Source organism: Vibrio sp. Vb0598 (assembly GCF_033338935.1).
GTDB lineage: Bacteria > Pseudomonadota > Gammaproteobacteria > Enterobacterales > Vibrionaceae > Vibrio > Vibrio alginolyticus.
Map to the genome: position 1 here is coordinate 226,318 of NZ_JAWOTP010000005.1, position 24,232 is coordinate 250,549.

The following is a 24,232-nucleotide window of genomic DNA, read 5'->3' on the forward strand; positions in this document are numbered from 1 at the left end:
TCAATTCTCCGAGCTAACCACACATAAAACATGAGCATTACTAGGGACGCTCGATGTTGGGGCATAACCAATTCTATTCGGCTTCTCTTGCATCCATGCTATGAGGTCATCAATGCTGGAGCGTGCAATCACTTTTGGCGGTCTAGCTTTACCTGAAAAAGACAAGCTTGCCCAATGCGCGTTCATTTGCGCTAAATTTTTGTTGAGAAGATAACGATAGAACTCAGCTCTTTCTGTTGATGTCGCAGGCCAGTCAGAGAGTTCAATTCGCTGGCCTTGTAAAAGTTGCGTCTTCCCTCTGTACAACTTTCGCGCTTTATTGACAGTGAGCGGAGAGAATTCGTCATTAAATGAGAAAACGGCGTAGCTCTCTGCAGCGAGAGCTTGGCAATTTAATGAAAGAAGGGCAATCAGAATAAACAGATAGCGTTTTATGTAACGCAAAGGAAAAGCAACGCGAGAATGATTTCTACTCATAGAATCCACCTACATTGCTTGTTCAATTTGATACAACAGTTTTTCTTTGCGCACAGGCTTTGGTACGTAGGCATCCATTCCTGAATCAAAGCAGCGTTGAATATCATCATCAACGACGCTTGCTGTTAATGCGATAATGGGCGTCTTAGCTAATCCTTTACTCGCTTCATAAGCTCTAATTTGCCTAGAAGCTTCAAACCCATCCATTATGGGCATCATGCAATCCATCAAAATAACATCAAACTTTCCATCTTTTTGGAACATTTCGACTGCAATTTGACCGTTTTCTGCGACTTCGAATTGATAGCCTGCTTTAGATAGCAATAGAGAAGCCACTTTCTGGTTCACTCTATTATCTTCGACAAGCAAGATGCGTTCGGAGCGAATAGGCGTTACCGTTGCTTCTGGTTGCTCAGAACTTGCAGGTAGTTCATGAGTTTTATCGGGGGTGGTGTTCTCTTGGTGTGGTTCAGCAGGCGTCGTGTTGGAAACGCGTAACCCTATTGCCTTATCTAACTTCTCTTTAAGCAACCCTGCTTTAAACGGTTTGGGCACATAGTCATCCATTCCAACGTCAAAGCATTTTTGTATATCGTCATCGACCACACTTGCCGTTAGAGCAATAATCGGAATTCTGAAAGCGCGTTTTTCTTTTACTTCTATTTGACGAATTATTTGGGTGGCTTCAAATCCATCCATTACGGGCATCATACAGTCCATTAAAATTAGGCTGTATTGATTCTGTTGAAATTTCTCAACCGCTTCTTGTCCGTTTACTGCGACATCAAAGTCGAAGCCAGCTTTTGTGACGTGTAGCCCCGCGATTTTTTGATTGACCGTATTGTCATCAACGACCAAAATTTTCGGCAAAGATTTAACATGTTGCGCTGAAGTGCTCTCTTGTTGTGCGAGCGAGAAATTTGCCGCACAACTTTCAAGTGCTTTAATTAAGCGCTGCCCTAGTAGTGGTTGAGTGACCAAGGCGCTTATATTGTTTCTAAAGTCGAATTGTGGGCTATGAAGGTGCTTGATGAGGCAGACACGAATGTTTCGTTTACAAAGGCTTTCTATCTCATCGATATGCATCGCCGCTGCATTTGGTGATGCTTCTACATGAATAACGATAACGCGCTCGTTATCAATCCACGTTGGCAACGCACTTAAGGTATCTACTGACTGCGTTATATTGATGTTGAAAAAACTTAACTCGTTACGCAGTTTTTGTTCTAGTTGAGTACTGCTGCATACAATCCATATATCGTTGTGATTCAGAGCGTGATAAGCGTTAAACTCTTGCGTCACAACAGGAGCAGTTAGTTCAAAGAAGAAGCGACTGCCTTTACCTTTCTCGGATTCAAGTTGAATTTCTCCACCCATTAGCTCAACTAATTGCGTGCTAATGGCAAGCCCAAGTCCAGTTCCCCCAAATTGTCGGGTAGTAGAGTTATCCTCTTGGGCAAATGGAGCAAATATTTTCTTTTGCTGCTGGGCATCAATACCAATCCCTGAATCTTTAACAGAGAACTCGATGACCGCTTCACCATTTTTTATTTCGCGGGTGATGACCGATAGCTCTACACTGCCTTGTTCGGTAAATTTTACCGCGTTAGACATGAAGTTCATGACAACTTGGCGTATACGATGGTCATCCAACATTACGTGGTAAGGCGTGTTACGGCTAATGTTGACTTGCACATCGATGCCTTTTTCCTTTGCTTTCGGTGAAATGATAGAAGCAATGTCATAGATAGACTCTCGAACACAAGTTGAATGTGGGCTAATGAGCAGCATCCCAGATTCAATTTTTGAGAAGTCTAGAACGTCATTAATTAAACTTAAAAGCAGTTGGGAGGAGGTTTCAATCGTGTCGACGTAATCGCGTTGTGTGGCAGTCAGGGAAGTATCGGATAAGACTTCAGAGATACCAATAACGCCATTTAGCGGCGTGCGGATCTCGTGGGACATGTTGGCCAAAAAGCTACTTTTGGCTTTACTCGCCTTAATTGCATCATCTTTTGCTTGTTCTGCATCTTCTTTAGCTTGTGTGAGCTTTAGTCTGGACAACATCCGCTCATCACTAAGCTTTTTTACCTCTCGAGCAAACTTACTCAGCTCGTCTTTACCCTTTATTAGTTGAGCAAGAGGTGAATTTTCAGTGTTACTTTGTTCATTGCTTTCGTTACTGAGAAATTTGAGGACTAGATTCAAGTTTCCAGTAACTTTTCGCACCAATCTTAGCGTTAAACTTACGACCAACAGCGTTAAAAGGCTCATCATTGCGATAAAGGTAAAGCGGTGCTGTGTCGTCGTGTTGATTGTCTTTGATATATCATCACTCAGCTGTTGTTCCATTTTGTCGTCAACACTTTGTAATAACGATAAGCGTTTGTTGAGTGCAGATAACCCCGCATCAATCTCATCCGGGGTTAATGATTTGAGTTGAGCTGGTTGCAATAAATAAGCACGAAACTCTTGGCTTTTGATAAAGACTTCACCCGTAAACGTCTCAATGAGCAGATCTACTTGTTGTTGATTGGCATTTAGCGTCACAAAACGCTCTAGAAATAGTTGTTGGTTCTGGATTAAAGATTGGATAGAAGCCTGTGTTGTGAGGTCGTACTCGTTATTTTCCTCTGAAGATCGAATCAAATATTCGCTTAATCTATGCTCTTCAGTGGACCAAAACATTAACCATTCAAGTTGCATCAAAGAAGAAAGGTGAGTGTTTGTTTCATAACTCACATTTCTAAAATAGACTTTGTCTAAGCTCATGAGGATTTCTTTGAACGTATCAGCGCGCCACTCTGCCGCATCTAACTTTTCTTCTTGATTTTGCGAAGAGAGCATCGAGAGGGTTGCTTCCTCAAAGCTTGTCAACTGGTTTAGTATCTCAGCGTTTTCACCGAATACTGGTGCAGCGGTGTCGCGTAACAATTGAGATATCTGCTGAGTTTTTAGTTGCTTATCTATTACATCAGGGTTATTCGGTAGGTGATAAAGCGAAGATACGCGGTCGATGTAGACAGAGAATAACTGTGCTTTTTGTAGTTCCTGAGCCTGGATAGAAAGGCTTTGTACATGTTTACCCGCGAGGACAAGCAACAATAAAATTGGCAGCAAAACCAACCCAAATAGCTTTTGTTTTACCGACAGGTTGTTCCAAGAAAAGATTCCTACCACGCGCATTTCCATATCCAAGAAGTTGATATGAAAAGTGTAGTTTATTTATCTCAGATGTTAGATTTTAAGAGAAAATTCATATTAATGAGGTGGGGGAAGTGTGACCGATATTGCATTACGAGTACTAACGCGCTAAGCGGCAATAGTTAACAAAACGGCGTTCTAAGCAAAGTGATTGACGCTTTGAGCGCCACTCTCTCGTTGGTATTCAAATGCAATCAATTCCTCGGCAGGTACAGGTCTACCTAAGAAAAAACCTTGTACGACGTCACAGTGGAGAGACTCCATTCGTGTGAGTTGAGTTTGAGTTTCTACGCCTTCGGCTACTACTTTCATTCTTAGGTTGTGAGCCATGGATACAATCGCGCGAACTAATGAATCGTCTTGATCGCTTTTTCGGATTTGAGCGATAAATGAACGATCAATCTTGAGACCGTCAAAAGCCATATGTTGTAGGTAGGCAAGGGCTGAATACCCCGTACCAAAGTCATCTAGCCAAACTTCCACTCCGATACTTTGTAGTTTTTTAAGCACATATTGAGCTTTCTCTGTATCATCAATAAAAAGTGACTCTGTCACTTCAACATGAATGGTTTGAGGGGCGACATCATGTCGTCGTAAATACTTAGAAAATAATTGACTTAAATCTTGGCGATAGATTTGTCTTGGGGACAAGTTTAGTGCGATGTGAAAATCAGTATCGAAATGTTCTGCCCACATTGCCCGCTGAGCAACTGCCGTCTCAATGATATGTTCTCCAAGCTCCAATATTAAATCACTTTGTTCTGCGATCGGGATAAACGATTCTGGACTGATATAACCTTTCTCGGGATGATTCCACCTAACCAATGCTTCGACCCCAATTAGGCGATAGGTTTTTAGATCAAATTGTGGTTGATACCACAGCTCGAATTGAGACAAGTCACGTACTGAACGACGCAGTTCTCGTTCTATGTATAAACGTTGTTTAATCGTTTCATCAAACGTGGAATCGTATATCGTCATAATGTCTTTACCGCGTCTTTTGGATTCCTGCGCCGCAAGAGAAGAAAGCTGTAAAAGAGACTCAGCGTTTGAACCAAATTCTGGATACACAGCAACTCCGAGGCTTGCCGTAATTTGAATATCGTTCTCTTCCAAACTAAAGGGAGAGAGTAGTTGGCGATGAATAGCGTGCGCTTTTTCTCTAGCTTCATGATTGTCCGAGCACGGAAAGGCCAGTACAAATTCGTCCGCACCTACTCGACTTACGATGGTAGAAAGGCGGTAAAGCGGCTTAAAATAACTCGGCAAACGGCCTTGAAGCTCTGAAGCAAGATGGCCTAGCAATTTATCCCCAATGTTATGTCCGTAGTTATCGTTAATGTGCTTAAAGTCATCCAAGTCAATAAACACAACCGCAAGTGAGGGGGATTTGTGGTCAGTTATTTGCGTTTGAATATCAATGAGTAACTTTTCTCGGTTTGGCAGGGAAGTCAGAATATCGTGGTACGCCATGAACTCAACTCGGCTGGTGTATCGGTTCACTTTGTTTGACATTTTGTTGTACGCCGAAATAAGTTCTCCCACTTCATCTTTGCTTTGTATGTCGGTGACTGGCAGCGCTTGGGTATTTGACTCTGAAAATTGATCTTTTAGTTGCTTGAGTGGCTTAGTTAACGACCGCCCCAAAGCATAAGCGATGATGCTACCGAATAGAACGGATATCCCACTGATCGTTAGCAGCAAGTTAAACATCTTCTGTTTATCGTTTGAGGTAATCGCTTGGACTTGTTCAATGTTCTGTTCTTTCTCTTCCAGTAGATGTATCAAGTTAAGCTCAAGATATACCGCCCCAAGAGTAATGTTTGATTGCTGAATCGGCGCTGCGATCTCCAACTGATGCTTGGAAAAGGAAACGAGAGTTCTAGATTCTTCTATTGCTTTCAAAATAAAAGGAGAGCGGTCATGAGGTTGGGCAAACATCCTTAGCTGAGTAGTGCCGTCGTGAAAGATTAGCCCTTCATTGTCAACAACATGTATTTTCGAGACATCTGGCTGGCTCAATGTTGCCTTAATTTGCTCATACGCTTGACTGATATTGTCTGTATAGAGTGGATCAAAAAGCTGTTTTGATAATAGCTCTGCATAAACCAACCCTTTTTGCTTAACGTAAGATTCTGTTTTTTCTTGAGAGTTGTTCGTGATTTGTTGAGTTAAGCTATTTGAATACGCATCGTAACCGTGCATGTATAACGCAAGATTTATCACCACAACAAACAAGACAACGAACATTGTCGAGCAAATGTATTTGGTTTCGAGTGAGAGCTTTTGAAACATCAATCCACCTTCGGTAACAAGTGAACTGACTTGCGCACTGTACTTAAGGAGGCTCGCATTTCTGGAGTAAGCGCGCTGAATTTTTTGGTGTTCTGAAACTTTTTAAGTGCGAGAGAGCCTTCGTGAGTTGTATCCATATCAAGCAGTATTGACGTGATTTTACGCTGTTGCTCTAGGCTCATGCTTGGAGAAGCGAGAATTAAGTCCCTGGGTATTTCAACAGAACGAGAAAAAATCGCTAGTTTGTCTTTCATGTTCTCTGGCAAATCTTTGGGATTGTTCCAGTTGAAGTTACTGAATGCTCCTGCTGCAACTCTCTGTTTATATACCCATACAGATAGGTTGATTTCATTTGACTGAGCGAGTTGCTCATCAAGGAATAAATAACCAATACTGTCTTTGGCCGGTTTGTCATCAGGAGAGGGAAGGTATTGGAGTTTTTCTCCGTGATTCAGCAATGTAATCGCAGGTAGGTAATAGCTGCTGGTAGACGTGCGCTTTTCGAAAACAAGCGTTTTTCCTCGCAGGTCAGAAAATGACTCAATGCCACTCTCTTTATTAGTAAAGAACACCGTATGATATTTTTGCAGGCCTTTTTTCCATCGTATAGCAAGGACTTGGCTATTAGACTGCTTTTCTAAGGTCATCGCATTAAAGGGGGTCGCCGTTGCAATTTGAACGGTGCCATTTTCAAGCGCAACCGCGAGCTGACGATAATTTTTAAATACCTTTACCGCCCCTTTTGCGTAACCATATTCAGCCATATTTTCAGTTACATACTGAGTAAGGGGCGTCGCTTTTTTGATTTTGCTTTGGGCTTTATTGGACACAATGCCAAATGTGAATGTTTTCTCAATATTTTCTTGTGCACTGACGACAAAAGGTGAACTCAGCAAAGTGAGTAATAACAGAGTGCAGGCAGGTTTCATCCGGCTTCAACTTCCTTCTGGTGCATGTCAGTAATATTTAGTATTTATCAATGTGCCGAAATCAATCTTAAAAACAGTATGATGTACAAATTTCGTTGTGTGCGCACTTTTTATAATGTGACTTGGTCACTTATTCCGTTCAAATAGTACCGAATTTGACGTTTATGTACAGGATGAATGTATCACCGTGAGTCTGAATTCACTGGATTCTTGGTCAAGCGCTGTATTGGCTGTGAGCTAATGCGCCTTATGTATCGCTATTTTGTACTAAGAAAATTTTTCCAATTGTTTTTGATACTTTTTCTCGAGAGCTTCATTGCCTGCTGCACGTTCAAGTTGAATCATGAGTTGCAAAGAGGGCTTCTTCACGCCATACATTTGATTGAATCTCATTAATCGAATTCTAGCTTCAGTATAATCACCGCTATCAATTTCTATTTTAGCGAGTTGCAAAATCGATTTTGGTCTATGGGGATCATGATCGATGGCTCTAGTAAAGTAGTATCTCGCTTTGTCTTTATCTTGTGATTTTAGAGCACAAAAAGCTGCATTCTCATAGCTCGCTGGAATAAGGTAGTAATAAGGCTGCTCAATGGCTCGATTAAACATCTGATCGGCTTTTTCGAAGTCACCTCGCTTGCAAAGAAAAGTACCGTAGTTATTGAGCACATTTCCGTTTTTAGTGTGTTGGCGTAGAGAGCGTTTATACATCTGTTCGGCTTTAATATCTTCACCAACCGTTTCGTAGTAGTGAGCCATAGATAATTGCGCGCGATAGTATTGAGGTGCGTGGTTTAAGGCTTGTTGTAAGTTATCATGCGCGCGAATCATGTTACCGCCGTCTAAATAACCTAGGCCAAGTGCGATACGTGATTCTGCCATTGCCACAGGATCGGCTTTAACGACAGGGCTTCCATCTTCTTTCACCGTCACGCAACCCACGAGTGCAAACTGAGACAATAATATTAGTGCACCGAGCTTTGCTGTTTTCATTCTTTATCCCTACATCCCTGAATCTTTCTGCATGATATGAATTACTTAGCAAAAGCCTATTGAGGAAAAAACACTATGCGATCAGGTTTGCAAACTGTTATGAAAAAGCCGCCATATGGCGGCTTGGTTCACATATTACATTTCGGTAATGATGAGTGCTTTGTTTGCTTATTTTGAAGCTAATCGTCTTTAGTGAAAGCATCTTCACTGAAGTGATCGAGGTCGTACGGTGTTTGCTGATAAACACAGTAGTTCAGCCAGTTTAAAAAGAGGAGGTGTCCATGGCTTCTCCAGCTTGCAATTGGTGGGTTATCTGGGTTGTTGTTTGGGTAATAGTTGACAGGAATAGCGGGCTCCATACCTTCGCTTAAATCTCGGATGTATTCATTATGTAAAGTGTGAGAATCATACTCAGGGTGTCCTGTGACAAAGACATTTCGTTTGTCTTTTGTGGTGGCCAAGTACACACCTGCGACATCCGATGTCGCTAAAATGTCTAAGTCAGTATGCTCTTCTAGAAAGTGAGGCGAAAAATCTGCGTAACGCGAGTGAGGAGCCAAAAACGTGTCATCAAATCCGCGTAAGATAGGGTGAAACTGATGATGGATTTGATGATGATACACGCCTGAAAGTTTTTCTTTACGCGTTTTTTTAGGTAGATCGTAGAGTAGCTTTAACCCTGCTTGCGCAGCCCAGCAAACATAAAGAGTGGATGTCACATGATCTTTTGCCCACTCCATGATGGTTTTGAGATGATCCCAATAAATGACATCTTCAAATTGCACCAAACCTAATGGAGCCCCAGTAATGATCATGCCATCGAAGTTTTTATCTCGCACCATTTCAAATTGGCGATAAAACGTGTCTAAATGTTCAGTTGGCGTATTTTTACTCGGGCGGTTATCAATGCGCAGTAATTCGACGTTAACCTGTAGTGGGCTGTTTGAGAGTAGACGCAGAAACTGAGTTTCAGTCTCTATTTTTTTTGGCATCAGATTAAGGATCAGCACTCTTAAAGGACGTATTTCCTGACTCGCTGCACGCGTTTCACTCATCACGAAGATGTTTTCTGTCCTTAATACATCGGTAGCTGGTAATTGATCTGGAATTCTAATTGGCACGACTTTCTCTCCCTAAGCATAGTCAATCTAGACGTCTATACTTCTAAAGCTAACTTAATTAAGTTTAGATGTCGATACGAAATCCGACTTTTCAATCTACTCTTTACATTATGGTAAACCGTACTCGGGGTTGTCACACAATTGTGACTAAAGCAGAGTTTCTGATGAGATAGGTTTGAAACGCAGTGTGTACTATTTGCTGGTAATTATGCGATCACGTTAATATGTGAAGGTGACTTCGTAGTAAGGAAGTCTCAAATTAATGAGCCATACTAAAAACAATCAGCTCACCATTTTGCATTAATGTGCATGTTTGGAAACATCGTCAGTGGAGGACATTATGTTCGGTATTTTCAAGAGAAAGACAAAGATTCAGAGCATCGCTCAAGAAGTTCCTTGCGTGCTACTGCATTCGTTTGGTGATAAAGACATTTATACGCCGGAAGAGATTGATCAAGCTCTTCAAAAGCTGGGTTATGATAAGAGCAAGGATATCAGTCATTATCAGTATGCGTATGGAATGTTTGCCGATGAAGCCTCTTACGAGCTCCTAGAACTAACGGATGAGCTAGGTAATTATGGTCATTTCCAACGTGAAGTAGGTAAGATGCTACTCAATACACCTGAGCCGATTGATATGCATATCTACTTTGAAATTTCTCGTCAGCACCAAAACGTCAGCCTTTCACCTGGTCATCAAAAAGTAAGCGAAAGTGATGGTGTGTAAACATCGTTAGTGGTATTCCATCGTGAGATGAGTTGGGTATAATGCGCGGCCTAATTATCCGGACATGTTGTCGGTTACATTTCTGTTGAGCGTTAATGCCTTATGTTCAAAATGCTTGTCTCTATGCCACCAATGTTGGCGCTGTCGATAGCGATTGTATGTGAAGTGATTGCCACTTCTTATATTCCCAAAACAGAGCAATTTACGAAAGTAATGCCGAGCACAGTCGTTTTGATTGGTTACGGCATCGCTTTCTTCTTGCTTTCCGTCACAGTGCAAACAATGCCTGTCGGGGTTGTTTATGCCATATGGAGTGGTGCTGGGATCGTTTTGGTTGCGACGGTTGGTTACTTTGTTTACGGACAGCGTCTAGACTTACCAGCCCTAGTTGGTATTGGGTTTATCATCGCTGGTGTGTTGATCGTAAATTTATTATCCAAAACAGTAGGGTACGAATAACGCCACTCTACTTGTTAAGTGAATAAGAAGCCGCAGCGAGAAATTGCTGCGGCTTTTTAGTGCAAATTCAATCGCTAATGGCGAGTATTGATATGATGTCTTATTGTTGCATTCATCACGGTCGCATTATGTGATTGAAAAACAGGCATTATTTAGCGCATTGAAAATACAAAGTTATGTTTCTTCAAACTTTAGGAAAGGGCAGTAGATAAATCACTCCGATAGATGTTAACGTGGCGACTCATCTTCACTGCTTTTTCATTCCCTACATATTTCTGCAAAGTTCTTATTGTGTAGTGTGTCGAAGAACCATAGAATCCGCGCGCTTTAATTTATGTTATTAGCGTTATCAATGATAAAAGTGCAGTCCATTATCATTGTTTTTATCACTTATAGATGGGCACATCTGACAATACTTACATGAACAAATACAAAAAGCCTGCATTCAAGGCCGAATTTCTTTTGCCTCGTTACTGGGGAACGTTAATTATCATTAGCGTGATGTACTTACTTAGCCTCCTTCCTTTTAAAGTTCAACTAGCTTTGGGACGCAACATTGGTCGTTTAGCTATGCGACTCATGAGAAAACGTCAAGTTACGATCAGACGCAATCTTGAGCTTTGCTTCCCTCATATGGAAAAATGCCAACGCGAAGCAATTCTAAAAGACAACATCGACAATACTGGCATCGCACTTTTTGAGACCGCAATGGCATGGTTTTGGTCAGATAAACGGGTAAACAAACACGTCACGATAAAAGGCATGGAGCATCTAGAGGCTTTAGAGAAGTCAGGCAAAGGTGCATTAATGTTGGCCGTACACTCAATGAATCTAGAGTTAGGTGCTCGAGCTTTTGGCATTAAAAAGTCTGGAACCGGTGTTTATCGCCCAAACAATAATCCGTGCTTTGATTATTTTCAGTATAAGGGACGCTCTCGCTCTAATCGTACACTGATTGATCGTAAAAACGTCAAAGCCATGCTTGAAGCACTTAAAACGGGTGAGCGGGTTTGGTATGCACCGGACCACGATTATGGTAACCGACGCTCGACATTTGCACCGTTATTTGCCGTTAAAAATGCTTGTACTACGACAGGTACAAGTTTGTTGGTTGATTCTACAGATTGCGCCATTGTGCCTTTTACGATGGTAAGAGGAAAAGACGGACACTATACCCTAACCATTAGTGCGCCCGTCGAAGGTTTCCCGAAAGAGGATCATCAACGCGCCGCCGCATTCGTGAATCAAATAGTTGAAACATCAATCATGGCAAGTCCGAGTCAGTATATGTGGCTTCATCGTCGGTTTAAAACTAGACCAGAGGGTGAGGACTGTTTGTACAAGCCTAGGCTCATCCCTAGCTTGGCATAACACATAGAGAGCCTACAAAAAGCCCAAGGAACGTACGAACCTTGGGCTTTTACTTTCTATTCTTTTCGCTTTATAAGTAGCGATCTTTTAGGTGAGCTTGAAAGTGTTTAGCATTCAGTGTTTCACCCGTGGCTTGTTTTACCAACTCATCAGTGGTGAATAAGCTACCTTTACTCCAGATGTTTTCCGAGAGCCAATTGAATATCGGAGCTAAGTCGCCAGAACGAATAACCGCATCTACATCGACGGTTTGTTTCATTGCTGCCATAAATTGTGCAGCGTACATCGCACCGAGCGTGTAGGACGGGAAATAGCCAAAACTTCCATCTGTCCAATGGATATCTTGCATACAGCCATTTTTGAAGTTTCCTTCGGTTGATAGCCCCAAGTACGCTTTCATCTTTTCGTTCCAGAGTTCTGGTACATCTGTATGTTTGATTACGCCGTTCATGAGATCTCGCTCAATTTCATATCGAAGAATAACGTGAGCAGGATATGTGAGTTCGTCAGCATCTACGCGAATAAAGCCTTTTTCTACGCGAGTGTAAATTTTGGCTAAATTGTCTTTTTCGAATTCACTACCAGAAAAATGGTTAGAAGCCAGTCGAGCGAGGTGATCGATAAACGCGCTGCTTCGTCCTATTTGCATTTCAAAGAAGAGTGATTGTGATTCATGAATACCCATAGAGCGAGCTTCTCCCGCGGGTGTTCCTGATAAATCTTTTGGTAGCCCTTGCTCGTATCGAGCATGGCCAGTTTCGTGGACAATCCCCATCAATGATTGGACAAACTCGTTTTCATTATAACGTGTCGTAATACGCACATCTGTCGGTACACCGCCACAAAATGGGTGGGTACTCTCATCAAGTCGACCGTGTTCAAAATCGAATTGAAGCAGTTTCATGACTTCCAAACCGAGCGCTTTTTGCTTTTCCGCAGGGTAGTGTGCAGTTGGCAATAAGATGTTGTCTGATTGTTGTTTTTCAAGCGCTTCATCGATCAAAGTAGGAAGCCAGGTTTTCACGTCAGCAAAAAGAATGTCTAACGACGCAGACGTTGTGCCAGGTTCATAAACATCGAGCATGGCATCATAAGGAGTCGTGCCATTTGCTTCGGCTCTAATTTGCGCTTCTTCCTGCGATAGCTTTACGACTTCAGCCCAGTTCTTTTCAAAACCAGCCCAGTCATTTTCTCCACGTTGCGTACGCCATGCATGTTCACATTTGGAGCCAGCAAGAGATTGAGCTTGAACTAATGATTCTGGTAGTAAGTTAGCTTGCTGCCACCCACGCTTCATTTCTCTTAGGATAGATTTTTCTTTTGTAGACAGCGTCTCTTCTTCTGCCTGAGCGAAAAGCTCTCCCAAGTGCGGTTGAGTCATTAAAGAATGGATATGTACATCGAGCTCTGCCGTGGCATTCGATCGTGCTTCAGCGCCACCAGGTGGCATGACCGCTGCTTGATCCCAATCTATGATGGCAGATAGATGCTCAAAATTTGCCACTTTTTTGGAATGTTCAACGAGTTTTGTAAATGCGTTCATGTGACTACTCTTATTCTTTTGTTCTTTCCCTAAACACCCGATAACGGGTCCTTCATATGGTGTTGCACTAAGCAACCTGCGTTAATTTACTAATAATTAACAATTAACTCCAACCCATTGTCCATAAACTCACCCAGTTGTATAGCTCTCTTAAAAAAGAAGCTTGCGAATCTTGTGGATTGGCGGTATTGATGAAGGATTGACAATTAATTATCACGATAATATGGATATTTTGAATTTCGAGGCATTTATTATTGCCATTACGATTTTAACGTTAACGCCAGGTTTAGATACTGCACTTGTTATCCGTAACACTAGCCGATCGGGCCTAAAAGATGGATGTACAACCAGTCTAGGGATTTGCTTTGGCTTATTCGTACATGCTTTTTTTTCTGCGGTTGGTATCTCGGCGATTCTTGCGCAATCTGCAGAGTTGTTCCAAATCGTAAAAATGATTGGCGCAGCTTATCTTATCTGGCTTGGTTTGAGCAGTTTAAAAGCGCTAATGTCGTCGAAAGATGGATTGACCGTGACCGAGCAGATTCACGAAGTGTTTAATGGTAAGCGCTCTTTTAGAGAGGGCTTTCTTTCTAACGTCTTGAACCCGAAAACGGCGGTCTTCTATTTGGCTTTCTTGCCACAGTTTGTGAATCCAGAAGGTTCACCCTTGCTTCAATCAATGATGATGGCATCTGTACACTTTGCTATTGCGATGGTTTGGCAGTGTGGTTTAGCTGGCGCGCTTAACTCGGCTAAAAATCTACTAAAGAATGCAAGCTTTATGAAGTGGATGGAAGGCGCGACGGGCGCAGTATTAGTCGCACTTGGTGTGAAGTTATTAATTGAAAAACCCGTTTAATGCGTAATATTTATCGATTGTTGATACTACTCGCTGTATTTATTGTGGGGATAGGTGCCGCTGTCGCTTGGCATACGTGGCCACAAGTACAGTTTGCGCAACGCGGCATGATCTGGTCTTGGCACTGGGGCTACTTCGAGCCTTTTGCTAATGGAATACAACAAACGCGAACTCAAGACACTAAACAGTTATTGCTCAGGCGTGTGTATTTGCATGACGCTATTGTCGTTTTTGTTTCGACAACTATGGACAATAAATTTGAGGTCGACGTTGTAAAAGAGCAAACCTGTGAACCTAAAACGACGACTTGGGCTTCGGTCTCTGTCAATCATCAACGTGTCAGGCATGTACCTATGGTGTGCGATGCGTTTGGGCAAGGCTACTTTTATCGCTACATCGGGAAACATCTGGAATCGATTGAGGTTGGTGTCGGCGACTCGTTTGTAACAGAAGCATTTTTAGACTGGCCGCTATCAGAGTTGAAAGCGGATCAATTCAAGCAAAAAAATGCGAAGTTTTTTGAAGAACGTGGAGAAAACGTTGAGCATCAATGGTTGAGAGATTAACCATTTAACCGAAGATAAATAAAGCCCGCTAAATAATAGCGGGCTTTATGTTTTTACCATTTCTAATGTGCTTTGCTCTCTGTGACTGACAGTTTGTGACCGCAAACCTGCCGTTTCACTAAGCTTTCACTGCTTCAACTTCACCTGATTGCGATGTTGAGCTAAAGAACAGTTTGGTTTCTGCCAGTACGACGTGACGCAGTGCGATCAAACCAATTAAGTTAGGAATTGCCATCAGACCGTTTACGATATCAGCCAGTAGCCAAATCATATCGAGGTGAAGGAATGCACCAGATGCCACCAAGCCGACGAAAATCAGTTTGTATGGAAGCACAGCTTTAGTTCCGAACAGGAACACAACGCAACGCTCACCGTAGTAGTTCCAACCAAGAATGGTGGTAAAAGCGAAGAACATCAAACCGATTGAGACGAGCATAGGGCCAAATGTATCTGCATTTAAACCCACCGCAAAAGCATGAGTCGTCATCGCGGCACCTGCAAGGTCACTTTGCCATGCACCGGTCAGGATTAGAGCAAGGCCTGTCATGGTACAAATAATGATGGTATCGAAAAAGGTACCCGTCATTGAAATTAGGCCTTGTTTAACACAAGAGTCTGTCTTCGCTGCTGCTGCTGCCATAGGCGCGCTACCCAAACCTGATTCATTTGAGAACACACCGCGAGCGATACCTGATTGGATTGCCAACATGATGCTTGCACCTAGAAAACCACCAGTCGCTGCTGTTGATGTAAAGGCTGAAACCAGCACTAATTCAACGGCATTGAACAATTGGTCTGCATTCATGATGATCACGCTTAAACACGCCAACACATAAAATACAGCCATGGTAGGAACCACTTTTCCTGCAACGTTAGCAATGGATTTGATGCCACCCAAAGTTACGAAAGCAACCAAAAGAGTTAGTACAAAGGCAGATAGCTCACGGTTAACACCAAGAGATATCTCACTTGCATCCAGAATCGCGTTTACTTGTGGAAACGTACCGATACCAAAACAAGCAACACCCAAAGCAAACACTGCAAACATGATCGCGAGAGCTTTTGAGCCAACACCGTATTGCAAGTAATACATTGGGCCACCAATCATTTGGCCTTTATCATCGACTCTTCGATACTTAACCGCCAACAAACATTCGGCGTATTTAGTCGCCATTCCGAAAAGGGCAGCGAGCCACATCCAGAATAGAGCGCCTGGTCCACCGAGTTTGATTGCTGTGGCAACACCAACAATATTACCAGTACCAATTGTTGCTGAGAGTGCAGTACAAAGAGCTGCAAAGCTAGAAACGTCACCTTGAGTATTAGATGACTTATCTTTACTGAATACCATCGCTAGCGCTGTTGGGAGGTGTTTAAACTGGATCAAGCCAAGGCTAAAAGTGAAGTAAACACCTGTACCCACTAGCAAAATAAGCAGCGGTGGACCCCAGACAAAATTATCGATGGTTTGTAGTAAAGATTGTAGGTTGTTCATGATTTCCCCTTAATAAAACAACTAATAAGGAGAAGAGGGAAAGGACGAGATCAACGATCTCTAAAAGAACTAAGCTATTGGTTGTAGGCGGGAAGGCCAAGCAAAATAGTTAGGTTGTAACTTTCCACTCCTCTGTCCTTTTGCCTGAGAGTTTCACCTTGCGTGAGTGCAAGACTTGCTCCTTCGGCGACCGATTTAACGGTTCTCTCCAGAGGTTCCTCCAACTACAGTCCCCGCTACCTAGGTAGCACCTGAAATAGTTAATTCTTCGGCGAGTTATGCTAATCAAATGTTAAAATTTGATTAATAACCACTCTCCTGCAGTCTTCATCGGAACAATTACTCAATTAAATGAGTAAAGGTTAGTTAATGATGCTGGTCATCATTAACGTGTGAACTTTATCATGTTTTTGGTCCATTTCAACACCCTATGTCAATTTATTCTTAATGAAATAACCTCATCTATTTTCATGAAGGTATGTTTGTCAATCTTTTTGTGCGAGTCACGGCATAAATAAAATTTATTGGGTTAGGGAATGGAACCCAAAAACACTTCAGAACGATAAATGTGTTTCGATTGTTACGACATAAGTTATTCAATTAAGGACACAAAATTGATTAAAATCGGAGCACTTATTTTAAAATCTACGCTAAGTTGACCTTATGGTACGTATAAATGGGTTACAATGAACCTTTGTGAAACAGTCTACGGACCTAGGCAGTTTTTCATGAGTGGACAAGGAGGCGGTATGACCAGATTATTAGCCATTGCGGTGTTGATTGCAGTAGCATTTGTGTTGTTTCGTTATCGAACCAATGAAAAAGTCCAAAAAGCGACCGTTATAACATTAATTGGCGCATTTCTGATTTATACAGCATCAATTATGTTTGCGGAATTGATCCGCTAGCAAAGTAAAAGAGTCCTTGGAGTAGTATACGGTGAGTTCTCAGAACAAAATGGAAGAGCAAGACGACGTAGTTGTCATTGAAGAGCGTGACAAACGTACGCATATCTATATCGCAATCGCTGCGGTGTTAGGCTTGGCATTTGGTGGCCTTGTTGGATCGGTTGTCACTGCGAACAAGTGGGAATCGACTTACCACGTATTAGAAGAAAAGTATCAAGCACTAACGCAAGATAAAACCCAGTTGGCATCTCAAGTAAAAGTGCGTGAAGAGGCGCTTGACCAAGAAATACAAAACCAAGTTAGTGAGTTACTCGCCGCGAAAGATGAAGCTCATCAGAAAGCACTTAAGAAGTTGCAAAAGCAGTTGACTGAGGTCGAGAAGGTCAACTTGTCACTAGAGTCTCAATTGAAGCAGCAGGCAGATAAGATCAACACGACGAAGTCAGAAAATGAGAAGTTGAGTCGTCAAGCGGATATGCAAGCGACTATGTTTGAGCGGTCCCGCGAAGTATTCCAGAAAGAGCTAAAAATTTCGCAAGAATTAGAGTCTCTCGAGAAAGAACGGTCGAAATTATTACCTAAGATTGAGAAACTCAAGAAAGAGTGTGACGTATTTTTAGAAGGCAAATCTTGGGACGTGAAGTCGGACGCGTGTGATAAACATGATGAAGCTAATTCACGACTAAGTCAGGTCGATCAAATGATTGAAGTCTATAAAATGGACCTCAAACAAATCAAAGCAATAACGGAAGATATCGGCCTTTAAGTCTTTTGTATCCGGTTTTGAAAAGCAAAAGGAGCTCTTTAAGAGCTCCTTTTTCGTTGTTAGCTATGACTTTTAGCCTGTCGCGTATATTAGATTCGTGAGGCGTCATAGCCTGAGGCGAGCAGGAGCTCTCGTTCGTGTTTAATCAGCTGAGCTCGATCTTCAATTAGTTCATTGAGTGCTTGAGATGGCTTACCTGCTAATGCTTTGAACGAAGCAAAAGATTCCGCGGTGTCGATTTTATCAATCATCTGACTGATGACATTACGAGCCTCACACGGGTTACTCGTCGTTGTAAAGTATTCTACTTGCTTTGCTGCCGATTTCATCTCAGTTAATAGCTCAAGCGGGCTACTTTCTTTGGCTACTGCCATGTAGTTATCCAGCACGCGCTTTGCATAAAGCAGTTCTTTGAGGGGGATATCTCTTCCGCTCTCGATTAGGGATTCGCTAAGGATCATACTTGAGCTCATGGGCATTCCTTCTTATTACTACGCCGCTTTTGATGTTTCCTTGAGTCTAATTTATTGAAGTCACATTGGGAATGGGTAAAAAGCATTTTTAACGCATTTTTATTCATTTATGAAAACACGAATGCGATGCTTATCTGGATCGATAGCCATAAAATTTAACCCATACACTGATGTCGCTGGTGGTTGAACAAACTCAACACCTAGGTCTTTCCAGCGCTTGTAAATGCGCTCTAACGTATGCCTGTTGGGCACTGATAAAGACAGCTCGGTGCCACCACCTCTAATTCCGCTGTGGGGTGAAAGATTATCTCTTTGCTTGAGTGTCAACGTTAAGCCTTCGGTCATTGGAATAGCGGCAAAGGTTGGAGACAACTGCGTGACTTTGCGTTCGAACAGTTTCGAATAAAAAACTTGGCTTATGTGGATGTCCTCAACGTAGAGAACGAATGAATTGATAGTCAGCATGGTTTGTTCCTTAATCAATTAGAAATAGTAGGGGCAATCTAACGTAAAGGAACGACAGGAGTTGTCAGTAGAACATTCCCGAGGTGAGTGACAGAATAAGAAAAAGGAGCCGTTTAGCTCCTTTTTATCAGCGGAATCATTGGTATTAATGAGTGTGTTTGGAAGAATACCAGTTGTTTTGATACGCTTTAGATGCAAATAATGCGTTTGCTTTTGCACGCTCGATAATAGACTCGTCCACCTCTAGCGGCTTCATGGTTTGGTCTTTAAAGTCGTACGCCAGGGTCGATATCTTTTCACCAGGGGAAAGCACAACTAGATTGTCGCGCGTTAAATAACCAAAGTTTTTATCGTATTGCATCATTGCGCGTTCATCTTCGCGAGCCAGTGGCTTCGTTAAATCACGACCAATCATCGGTGTTTTAGCATCTACCCCAATTAGAGATAATAGTGTAGGCGGCATGTCTATGTTGTTTGCTATGCGGTCATCTTTACGTGGTTGAATGCCTTTACCAAGGATCAATGCTGGAATGTGAAAGTGCTTAACCGGAACAAGGTTAGCGCCAGAAACACGTGCATCATGATCTGCAATTACAATGAAAATGGTATCATCCCAATAAGATGACTTTTTCGCCTTTTCAAAGAAAGTGCCCAAAGCGTAATCGGAATATTTAACGGCGTTGTTACGCGTCATATGTTCTGAATCGTATGGCTCAATTTTGCCTTTCGGATACTCATAAGGGCTATGATTACTTGACGTAAAAACTAAGCTAAAGAAAGGTTTGTCGCTTTTTGAAAGGCGTTCAAACTCTTCGTTTGCTTTGTTATATAGATCTTCATCACTAACACCCCAAGAGCCAACAAAGCTTGGGTTGTTATAATCATCTTCTTCTACTATTTGATCAAAACCGTTACCAAAGAAGAAAGTTTTCATGTTGTCAAAGTTGGCTTCACCGCCGTAAATAAATTGCGTGTGATAACCTTGAGCTTTCAGTAAGTCCGCGATGGTAAAGAAACCCGTTTGGCTTTTACTCAGCTTCACTACCGCGCGAGACGGAGATGGAGGAAAGCCCGTGGTTACGGCTTCAATTCCACGAACAGAACGAGTACCAGTGGCGTACATTTGTGTGAACTGCCAACCTTCCTTCATGAGTTCATCAAGGTTTGGTGTTAGAGGCAAACCACCCAAAGCACCGACAAATTGGGCGCCTAAGCTTTCTTGTAGCAAAATTACTAAGTTTTTATGTTTACCTTGGTAAGTCGCGGGGTTACTGTTCATGGTTGGGAGTAATGAAGGGGTGAAGTCGGACTTTGTTGATGAAGTGCGAACTAATTCCAACATCTTTTGAGTGTCCATTTTTCCGTAGAACTGCTCCGCGCTCTTTTCTGACTTCATGCTATTAACCGCAAACAACAATGAGTAAGATGAGTTCAGTGCTAAGTCGTTAAGCAGTGGATCGTTAGAAAAGGCGACCATAGCAGGATTTAGCGGGCGGTGACCTAAAGATGAGCGAGCACCTGCAACCCCAAAAAGAACAACGAAAAGTGCCAATAGTGGTCGCCATTTCCAGTTGACCTGCTGCGCCTTATCGGTCAGTTTCTTACTCCACTTCCAACCTAAAGTGATGGTTAAAACTGTACCTAACGCACCAATAAACAGTTCTAATTTGTAGCCAGTCCAGAGCATACTCAAGACTTCTTTTGGGTAGATTAAATATTCCACAAACAGACGGTTTGGACGTAGGTCGTATTCCTGAATGAATGGCGCTGTTGCTAGCTCCATGTATACAAGCACCCAAAGCCCTAAAACCATCCATATGCGTAATATTCGCTTCCAACACTCTCCCATCTTACCGGTTAATGGCATGAAGGTTGAAAACAGTGCTGGAAGAATAAATAACCAGCAAAGCGTTGCAATATCTACGCGCAAACCTTGGCCTAGGATGTAAATTAAGTCGTTTAGAGAGTCAATACGGTCAATCTGCCAAAAGGCTAGCAAAACTCTTGAAATAGACAGAAATAGAAGCGAAAACAAAGAAAAGGCAGCAATTGGCTGCAAAGGCCCCCACACAGAGCTCTTTGATAAGTTTTTCATATTTATTCGAATAGTTTAATTGTTATGTTGTGTTGTTTTTAGCAAAGCAAGCGTGAAATAAACGTGAATTATAATGTGGGTTTATGGTCGAGTAGTGTAAGTGTTGGTATGTCTATGTAAGGGGGAGGGGCGTTTGTGTAAAAAAAGAGCCAGTTGATAACACCAACTGGCTCTAGAGATTGATAAAGGCATGATTACATTGCGGCTTTCTTCGCTTCTTCGACCCATGCGTCGAACTTTTTCTGGTTCGCTTTGATCCAGCCATTTACATGAGACTCGATGTCCGCTGAGCTGTTCTTACCTTGGCTCATCATCATATTCTGAGCACTAACATCATTGATATTTAGTTTGATGATTTCAAACAGCTTTGCAGCAGCAGGGTTGTTTTCTGTAAACTCTTTATTGGCAACGATGCGCATAGAGTTCATCTCGAAGCCGTAGTTCTTACCGTTCTCTAGTGTCGTATCAATGTCCTTACGCTCACCAGGAAGTGAAGAGAATGGCACTTCTAACCACACAACATCTTTCCCTGGAACTAAAACGCCACTTACCCAGTACGGTGTCCAAGTGTAGTAAAGAATCGGATCGCCTTTTTTGTAACGTGAGATCGTATCAGCGATAATCGCTGCGTAGTTACCTTGGTTGTGTGTTACTGTGTCACGGAGTTTGAAAGCATCCAACTGATGTTCAACAACCATTTCACAACCCCAACCTGGGTTACAACCAGTTAAGTCCGCTTTGCCATCGCCGTTTGCATCGAATAGCTTCGCCAATTTTGGATCTTTTAACTGACCAATGTTCGTGATGTTATATTTTTCCGCGGTTTTCTTATCGATCAAATAACCTTGCGCAGCACCACTTACGTATTGGCCTTTACGGAAGAACTTATCATCACCGCCAGACATCGTGTACTTATCGGCGTGAAGAGGGAACCAACCAACCGCTAAGAAAGTAGCATCACCTTTAGCAATAGAGGTGTAGCCTACGTTGTAGTCCACTTCTTTGGTCGGTTTAACATCGTAACCAAGCTCTTCAAGTGCGCGGTTTACGATCAACGTTTGAAATGTTTCTTCTGCAACGGTTGATTGAACAGGCTGAACAGTGACACCTTCACCCGGTAATTCACTTGCCACACCATAAGTTGAAAATGCGATAGTACTTAGAGCTCCAACAGAGAGCGCTTTCTTCCATGAATTATTCATTGATGTTTCTCCTAAGTTTTAGATCGTCTTGGTTCGTCTTTGTTTTCAGTTTTAATAGGTATGAAACAGGACCTGTGTGATACCAGCGAAGTTTAGTGTTGCCCGCATTAACCCCTAACACCTGGGTGATACGGTCTAACAAAATCGCAAGAATAACGATGCCTAAGCCACCAACGGCAGCAAGACCCATATCAAGTCGGCCAATACCACGAAGTACCATTTGGCCTAAGCCGCCAACAGCAATCATTGAAGCAATCACTACCATAGAAAGTGACAGCATTAAGGTTTGGTTTACACCTGCCATGATGGTTGGTAACGCCAACGGTAACTGGATGCGATAAAGCATCTGTTTTTTGTTTGCCCCGAAAGAGTGGCCAGCTTCGATAAGCTCTTCAGGTACTTGCTGAATACCCAAAATAGTCAGGCGCACAACGGGAGGCAGGGCGAAAATGATCGTTACTACTACGCCAGGAACGTTACCAATACCAAACAACATAACAATTGGTACAAGGTAAACGAACGCGGGAGTCGTTTGCATTGCATCTAATATTGGCCTAACAAATTTGGCAGCGGTTTGGCTCCTTGCCAACCATATCCCCATTGGTAGCCCTATAAGCAAACAGAAGAAAACGGCGGTTAACACCAGTGCTAGCGTTGTCATCGCTTGTGACCACGCACCAATTAGGCCAATGAAAACAAGGGATACAAGAGTAGAAAAACCAAGTTTTACATTGGAAAACTGCCACGCTAGCAAAAATAAAATGAGTACCATTATAGGCGCAGGTGTAGACACCAAAGCAGTTTCAAACGACGTTAGAATAAAGTCGATTGGAACTCGTATTGCTTGGAAAACAGGTCGACCATGTTCCACCAGCCAGTTCAAACCGGACTCTACCCAGCTATCGAGGGGTAAAACCGCATCTTGGAATGGGTTCATAATATCGAATGGCGCTTGCTCTACAGTTTCTGAGTTGAGCCAATCATTACTTGGTGCGGCCTCTGTACCTTGCGACCAAGGATCATCTTGCGCAGGAGCAGTATTTGACCAGGGATCATTGTTAGTTTGCTCTGAAGACATCGTGTTAATCCTTATCTAGTGTTTGTAGAAGACGTGATTTAGTCACGACACCAAAGTAAGTTCCTTTCTCATCTACGACAGGCACGGCATAAGGAACACCAGCAACCAGACCCAAAATGTCATTAATTGACTGATCAGGCTGAAGAGTAACTTCATCCGGTAATTGAGCACTGGCTAACGAACGGTTTTCTTTATGAGCCAAACGTAGTGAATCAAGAGATACGATGCCGGAATATCGGCTAGATTTATCGACGACAATGCCGTAATCACGGTCGTGATCCATCAGAATCTGCATCGCAGAGCCTGGACCGTCATTTTCCGATTTCTTAAAAACAGCCGCTGGCTTCTTGCGCGCGATATCTTTTGCTGTCAAGACACTTGCGATGTTTACGCCGCGGAAAAAGGCTTCGACATAATCATTTGCTGGACTGTGTAATATTTCATCAGGTGTACCAACCTGAACAACCTCACCGTTTTGCATGATGGCGATACGGTCGCCAATGCGCATTGCTTCATCCAAATCATGAGAAATGAAGACAATTGTGCGTTTGTCATCGTTCTGTAGACGAATAAGCTCATCTTGCATCTCAGAACGGATCAATGGGTCTAAAGCGGAAAACGCCTCGTCCATTAATAGGATGTCAGGATCACAGGCTAACGCTCTCGCTAAACCAACGCGCTGTTTCATACCACCGGATAATTCGTCAGGGAAAGATTCTGCATAAGGGTCTAAACCCACTCTTTCTAAGGCGGAAAGGGCACTTTTCTGACGCTCATTAACATCGATGCCGGCAAGTTCTAAACCAAAGGCGGCATTTTCAATCACCGTCATGTGTGGCATGAGTGCGAAACTTTGAAACACCATTGAGATATTATTACGACGAACTTCTCGAAGTTCATTCTCGGAGATGTGGGCGATATCTCTTCCTTTGAGATAAACACTACCTTTAGTCGGCTCAATGAGCCGGTTAAGAAGTCGAACAAGGGTGGATTTCCCGGAGCCAGAAAGGCCCATGATTACGAAAATTTCCCCTTCATTTATGGTGAGAGATACATCGTTTACGCCGACTGTTAAACCTGTCTGTTCAAAAATACCGTCTTTATCGACGCCTTTGTCGATAAGCGAGAAGGCTCTCTCTGGGTCTTCTCCAAACACTTTATACAGTCCCTTAACTTCCAGTATGGGATCCATGTTATCTGTCCTTT

Annotated in this window: 21 protein-coding genes and 1 riboswitch; of the genes, 7 read left to right on the top strand and 14 right to left on the bottom strand. The window is 42.6% G+C overall.

The genetic code is table 11. The features are described from left to right. From R7Q38_RS08000 to metA, 6 genes are all read right to left on the bottom strand, one after another. Window positions 1–477, bottom strand: coding sequence for a hypothetical protein (locus R7Q38_RS08000; RefSeq protein WP_017633987.1), 477 nt, complete (start codon window positions 475–477; stop codon window positions 1–3). A gap of 9 nt (window positions 478–486) precedes the next feature. Continuing rightward, window positions 487–3,663 (bottom strand): response regulator, encoded by a 3,177-nt coding sequence (locus R7Q38_RS08005; RefSeq protein WP_239938554.1) that lies wholly within the window; start codon window positions 3,661–3,663, stop codon window positions 487–489. 156 nt (window positions 3,664–3,819) lie between these two features. Then, window positions 3,820–5,976 carry an EAL domain-containing protein gene (locus R7Q38_RS08010; RefSeq protein ID WP_239938555.1) on the bottom strand — a complete coding sequence of 719 codons (2,157 nt, stop codon included), beginning with the start codon at window positions 5,974–5,976 and terminating at the stop codon, window positions 3,820–3,822. Next, window positions 5,976–6,905: a phosphate/phosphite/phosphonate ABC transporter substrate-binding protein gene (locus R7Q38_RS08015; protein WP_213886336.1), complete on the bottom strand. Its 930-nt coding sequence runs from the start codon at window positions 6,903–6,905 to the stop codon at window positions 5,976–5,978. The genes R7Q38_RS08010 and R7Q38_RS08015 overlap by 1 nt, the downstream gene beginning before the upstream one ends. A gap of 267 nt (window positions 6,906–7,172) precedes the next feature. After that, complete coding sequence (gene pilW, locus R7Q38_RS08020) at window positions 7,173–7,898, bottom strand: type IV pilus biogenesis/stability protein PilW (protein ID WP_017820928.1); 726 nt, start codon at window positions 7,896–7,898, stop codon at window positions 7,173–7,175. Window positions 7,899–8,077: 179 nt separating this feature from the next. Beyond that, window positions 8,078–9,019, bottom strand: coding sequence for a homoserine O-acetyltransferase MetA (gene metA / locus R7Q38_RS08025; protein WP_005377792.1), 942 nt, complete (start codon window positions 9,017–9,019; stop codon window positions 8,078–8,080). A gap of 340 nt (window positions 9,020–9,359) precedes the next feature. Between metA and R7Q38_RS08030 the strand changes: the two genes are divergently transcribed. From R7Q38_RS08030 to R7Q38_RS08040, 3 genes are all read left to right on the top strand, one after another. Beyond that, entirely contained in the window at window positions 9,360–9,746 is a 387-nt protein-coding gene (locus R7Q38_RS08030) for a DUF6559 family protein (RefSeq protein ID WP_005377791.1), read from the top strand. 123 nt (window positions 9,747–9,869) lie between these two features. Further along, on the top strand, window positions 9,870–10,205 hold the full coding sequence (locus tag R7Q38_RS08035) for a DMT family transporter (protein WP_169644527.1): 336 nt from the start codon (window positions 9,870–9,872) through the stop codon (window positions 10,203–10,205). Window positions 10,206–10,625: 420 nt separating this feature from the next. Then, window positions 10,626–11,576, top strand: a complete 951-nt coding sequence (locus R7Q38_RS08040) for an LpxL/LpxP family Kdo(2)-lipid IV(A) lauroyl/palmitoleoyl acyltransferase (RefSeq protein ID WP_085569628.1) — start codon at window positions 10,626–10,628, stop codon at window positions 11,574–11,576. Window positions 11,577–11,646: 70 nt separating this feature from the next. Here R7Q38_RS08040 and R7Q38_RS08045 read toward each other — a convergent pair whose 3' ends face one another. After that, a complete protein-coding gene (locus R7Q38_RS08045; protein WP_005377788.1) occupies window positions 11,647–13,119 on the bottom strand; it encodes a carboxypeptidase M32 in 1,473 nt (490 codons plus the stop codon). Between the two features lie 223 nt (window positions 13,120–13,342). On the opposite strand from R7Q38_RS08045, the gene R7Q38_RS08050 reads away from it, so the two are divergent. Both R7Q38_RS08050 and R7Q38_RS08055 read left to right on the top strand, forming a co-directional pair. Continuing rightward, window positions 13,343–13,978, top strand: coding sequence for a LysE family translocator (locus R7Q38_RS08050; RefSeq protein ID WP_017820932.1), 636 nt, complete (start codon window positions 13,343–13,345; stop codon window positions 13,976–13,978). Then, window positions 13,978–14,544, top strand: a complete 567-nt coding sequence (locus tag R7Q38_RS08055) for a hypothetical protein (RefSeq protein WP_005385713.1) — start codon at window positions 13,978–13,980, stop codon at window positions 14,542–14,544. The genes R7Q38_RS08050 and R7Q38_RS08055 overlap by 1 nt, the downstream gene beginning before the upstream one ends. Before the next feature lie 118 nt (window positions 14,545–14,662). Here R7Q38_RS08055 and R7Q38_RS08060 read toward each other — a convergent pair whose 3' ends face one another. Continuing rightward, window positions 14,663–16,039, bottom strand: coding sequence for an alanine/glycine:cation symporter family protein (locus tag R7Q38_RS08060; RefSeq protein WP_005377785.1), 1,377 nt, complete (start codon window positions 16,037–16,039; stop codon window positions 14,663–14,665). A gap of 122 nt (window positions 16,040–16,161) precedes the next feature. Beyond that, window positions 16,162–16,261: riboswitch (glycine riboswitch) on the bottom strand. 527 nt (window positions 16,262–16,788) lie between these two features. Between R7Q38_RS08060 and R7Q38_RS08065 the strand changes: the two genes are divergently transcribed. Together R7Q38_RS08065 and R7Q38_RS08070 are read left to right on the top strand one after the other, a co-directional pair. Continuing rightward, entirely contained in the window at window positions 16,789–16,947 is a 159-nt protein-coding gene (locus R7Q38_RS08065; RefSeq protein WP_005377784.1) for a hypothetical protein, read from the top strand. Window positions 16,948–16,978: 31 nt separating this feature from the next. Continuing rightward, window positions 16,979–17,713, top strand: a complete 735-nt coding sequence (locus R7Q38_RS08070) for a chromosome segregation ATPase (protein WP_017820934.1) — start codon at window positions 16,979–16,981, stop codon at window positions 17,711–17,713. Window positions 17,714–17,802: 89 nt separating this feature from the next. Here the strand turns inward: R7Q38_RS08070 and R7Q38_RS08075 are convergent, their stop codons facing one another. The 6 genes from R7Q38_RS08075 to proV all read right to left on the bottom strand — a co-directional run bounded on the left by R7Q38_RS08075 (window position 17,803) and on the right by proV (window position 24,218). Then, window positions 17,803–18,186, bottom strand: a complete 384-nt coding sequence (locus R7Q38_RS08075) for a hypothetical protein (protein ID WP_005377782.1) — start codon at window positions 18,184–18,186, stop codon at window positions 17,803–17,805. 99 nt (window positions 18,187–18,285) lie between these two features. After that, on the bottom strand, window positions 18,286–18,651 hold the full coding sequence (locus tag R7Q38_RS08080; protein WP_017820936.1) for a VOC family protein: 366 nt from the start codon (window positions 18,649–18,651) through the stop codon (window positions 18,286–18,288). A gap of 145 nt (window positions 18,652–18,796) precedes the next feature. After that, a complete protein-coding gene (locus R7Q38_RS08085; RefSeq protein WP_206959193.1) occupies window positions 18,797–20,746 on the bottom strand; it encodes an LTA synthase family protein in 1,950 nt (649 codons plus the stop codon). A gap of 194 nt (window positions 20,747–20,940) precedes the next feature. After that, window positions 20,941–21,948: a glycine betaine/L-proline ABC transporter substrate-binding protein ProX gene (gene proX / locus R7Q38_RS08090; RefSeq protein WP_005385703.1), complete on the bottom strand. Its 1,008-nt coding sequence runs from the start codon at window positions 21,946–21,948 to the stop codon at window positions 20,941–20,943. Next, window positions 21,941–23,026 carry a glycine betaine/L-proline ABC transporter permease ProW gene (proW, locus tag R7Q38_RS08095; RefSeq protein WP_005377778.1) on the bottom strand — a complete coding sequence of 362 codons (1,086 nt, stop codon included), beginning with the start codon at window positions 23,024–23,026 and terminating at the stop codon, window positions 21,941–21,943. The genes proX and proW overlap by 8 nt, the downstream gene beginning before the upstream one ends. A gap of 4 nt (window positions 23,027–23,030) precedes the next feature. Then, entirely contained in the window at window positions 23,031–24,218 is a 1,188-nt protein-coding gene (gene proV, locus R7Q38_RS08100) for a glycine betaine/L-proline ABC transporter ATP-binding protein ProV (RefSeq protein WP_005377777.1), read from the bottom strand. Window positions 24,219–24,232 lie beyond the last annotated feature (14 nt).

Excerpts from the sequence above, each read along its gene's own strand:
- R7Q38_RS08000 (WP_017633987.1), bottom strand. The coding sequence starts at position 477 with ATGAGTAGAAATCATTCTCGCGTTGCTTTTCCTTTGCGTTACATAAAA.
- R7Q38_RS08045 (WP_005377788.1), bottom strand. The coding sequence starts at position 13,119 with ATGAACGCATTTACAAAACTCGTTGAACATTCCAAAAAAGTGGCAAAT.
- R7Q38_RS08050 (WP_017820932.1), top strand. The coding sequence starts at position 13,343 with ATGGATATTTTGAATTTCGAGGCATTTATTATTGCCATTACGATTTTA.
- R7Q38_RS08085 (WP_206959193.1), bottom strand. The coding sequence starts at position 20,746 with ATGAAAAACTTATCAAAGAGCTCTGTGTGGGGGCCTTTGCAGCCAATT.
- R7Q38_RS08055 (WP_005385713.1), top strand. The coding sequence starts at position 13,978 with ATGCGTAATATTTATCGATTGTTGATACTACTCGCTGTATTTATTGTG.
- R7Q38_RS08060 (WP_005377785.1), bottom strand. The coding sequence starts at position 16,039 with ATGAACAACCTACAATCTTTACTACAAACCATCGATAATTTTGTCTGG.
- R7Q38_RS08005 (WP_239938554.1), bottom strand. The coding sequence starts at position 3,663 with ATGCGCGTGGTAGGAATCTTTTCTTGGAACAACCTGTCGGTAAAACAA.
- pilW (WP_017820928.1), bottom strand. The coding sequence starts at position 7,898 with ATGAAAACAGCAAAGCTCGGTGCACTAATATTATTGTCTCAGTTTGCA.
- R7Q38_RS08030 (WP_005377791.1), top strand. The coding sequence starts at position 9,360 with ATGTTCGGTATTTTCAAGAGAAAGACAAAGATTCAGAGCATCGCTCAA.
- proX (WP_005385703.1), bottom strand. The coding sequence starts at position 21,948 with ATGAATAATTCATGGAAGAAAGCGCTCTCTGTTGGAGCTCTAAGTACT.
- R7Q38_RS08035 (WP_169644527.1), top strand. The coding sequence starts at position 9,870 with ATGCCACCAATGTTGGCGCTGTCGATAGCGATTGTATGTGAAGTGATT.
- proW (WP_005377778.1), bottom strand. The coding sequence starts at position 23,026 with ATGTCTTCAGAGCAAACTAACAATGATCCCTGGTCAAATACTGCTCCT.
- R7Q38_RS08080 (WP_017820936.1), bottom strand. The coding sequence starts at position 18,651 with ATGCTGACTATCAATTCATTCGTTCTCTACGTTGAGGACATCCACATA.
- R7Q38_RS08040 (WP_085569628.1), top strand. The coding sequence starts at position 10,626 with ATGAACAAATACAAAAAGCCTGCATTCAAGGCCGAATTTCTTTTGCCT.
- R7Q38_RS08065 (WP_005377784.1), top strand. The coding sequence starts at position 16,789 with ATGACCAGATTATTAGCCATTGCGGTGTTGATTGCAGTAGCATTTGTG.
- proV (WP_005377777.1), bottom strand. The coding sequence starts at position 24,218 with ATGGATCCCATACTGGAAGTTAAGGGACTGTATAAAGTGTTTGGAGAA.
- R7Q38_RS08015 (WP_213886336.1), bottom strand. The coding sequence starts at position 6,905 with ATGAAACCTGCCTGCACTCTGTTATTACTCACTTTGCTGAGTTCACCT.
- R7Q38_RS08010 (WP_239938555.1), bottom strand. The coding sequence starts at position 5,976 with ATGTTTCAAAAGCTCTCACTCGAAACCAAATACATTTGCTCGACAATG.
- R7Q38_RS08075 (WP_005377782.1), bottom strand. The coding sequence starts at position 18,186 with ATGAGCTCAAGTATGATCCTTAGCGAATCCCTAATCGAGAGCGGAAGA.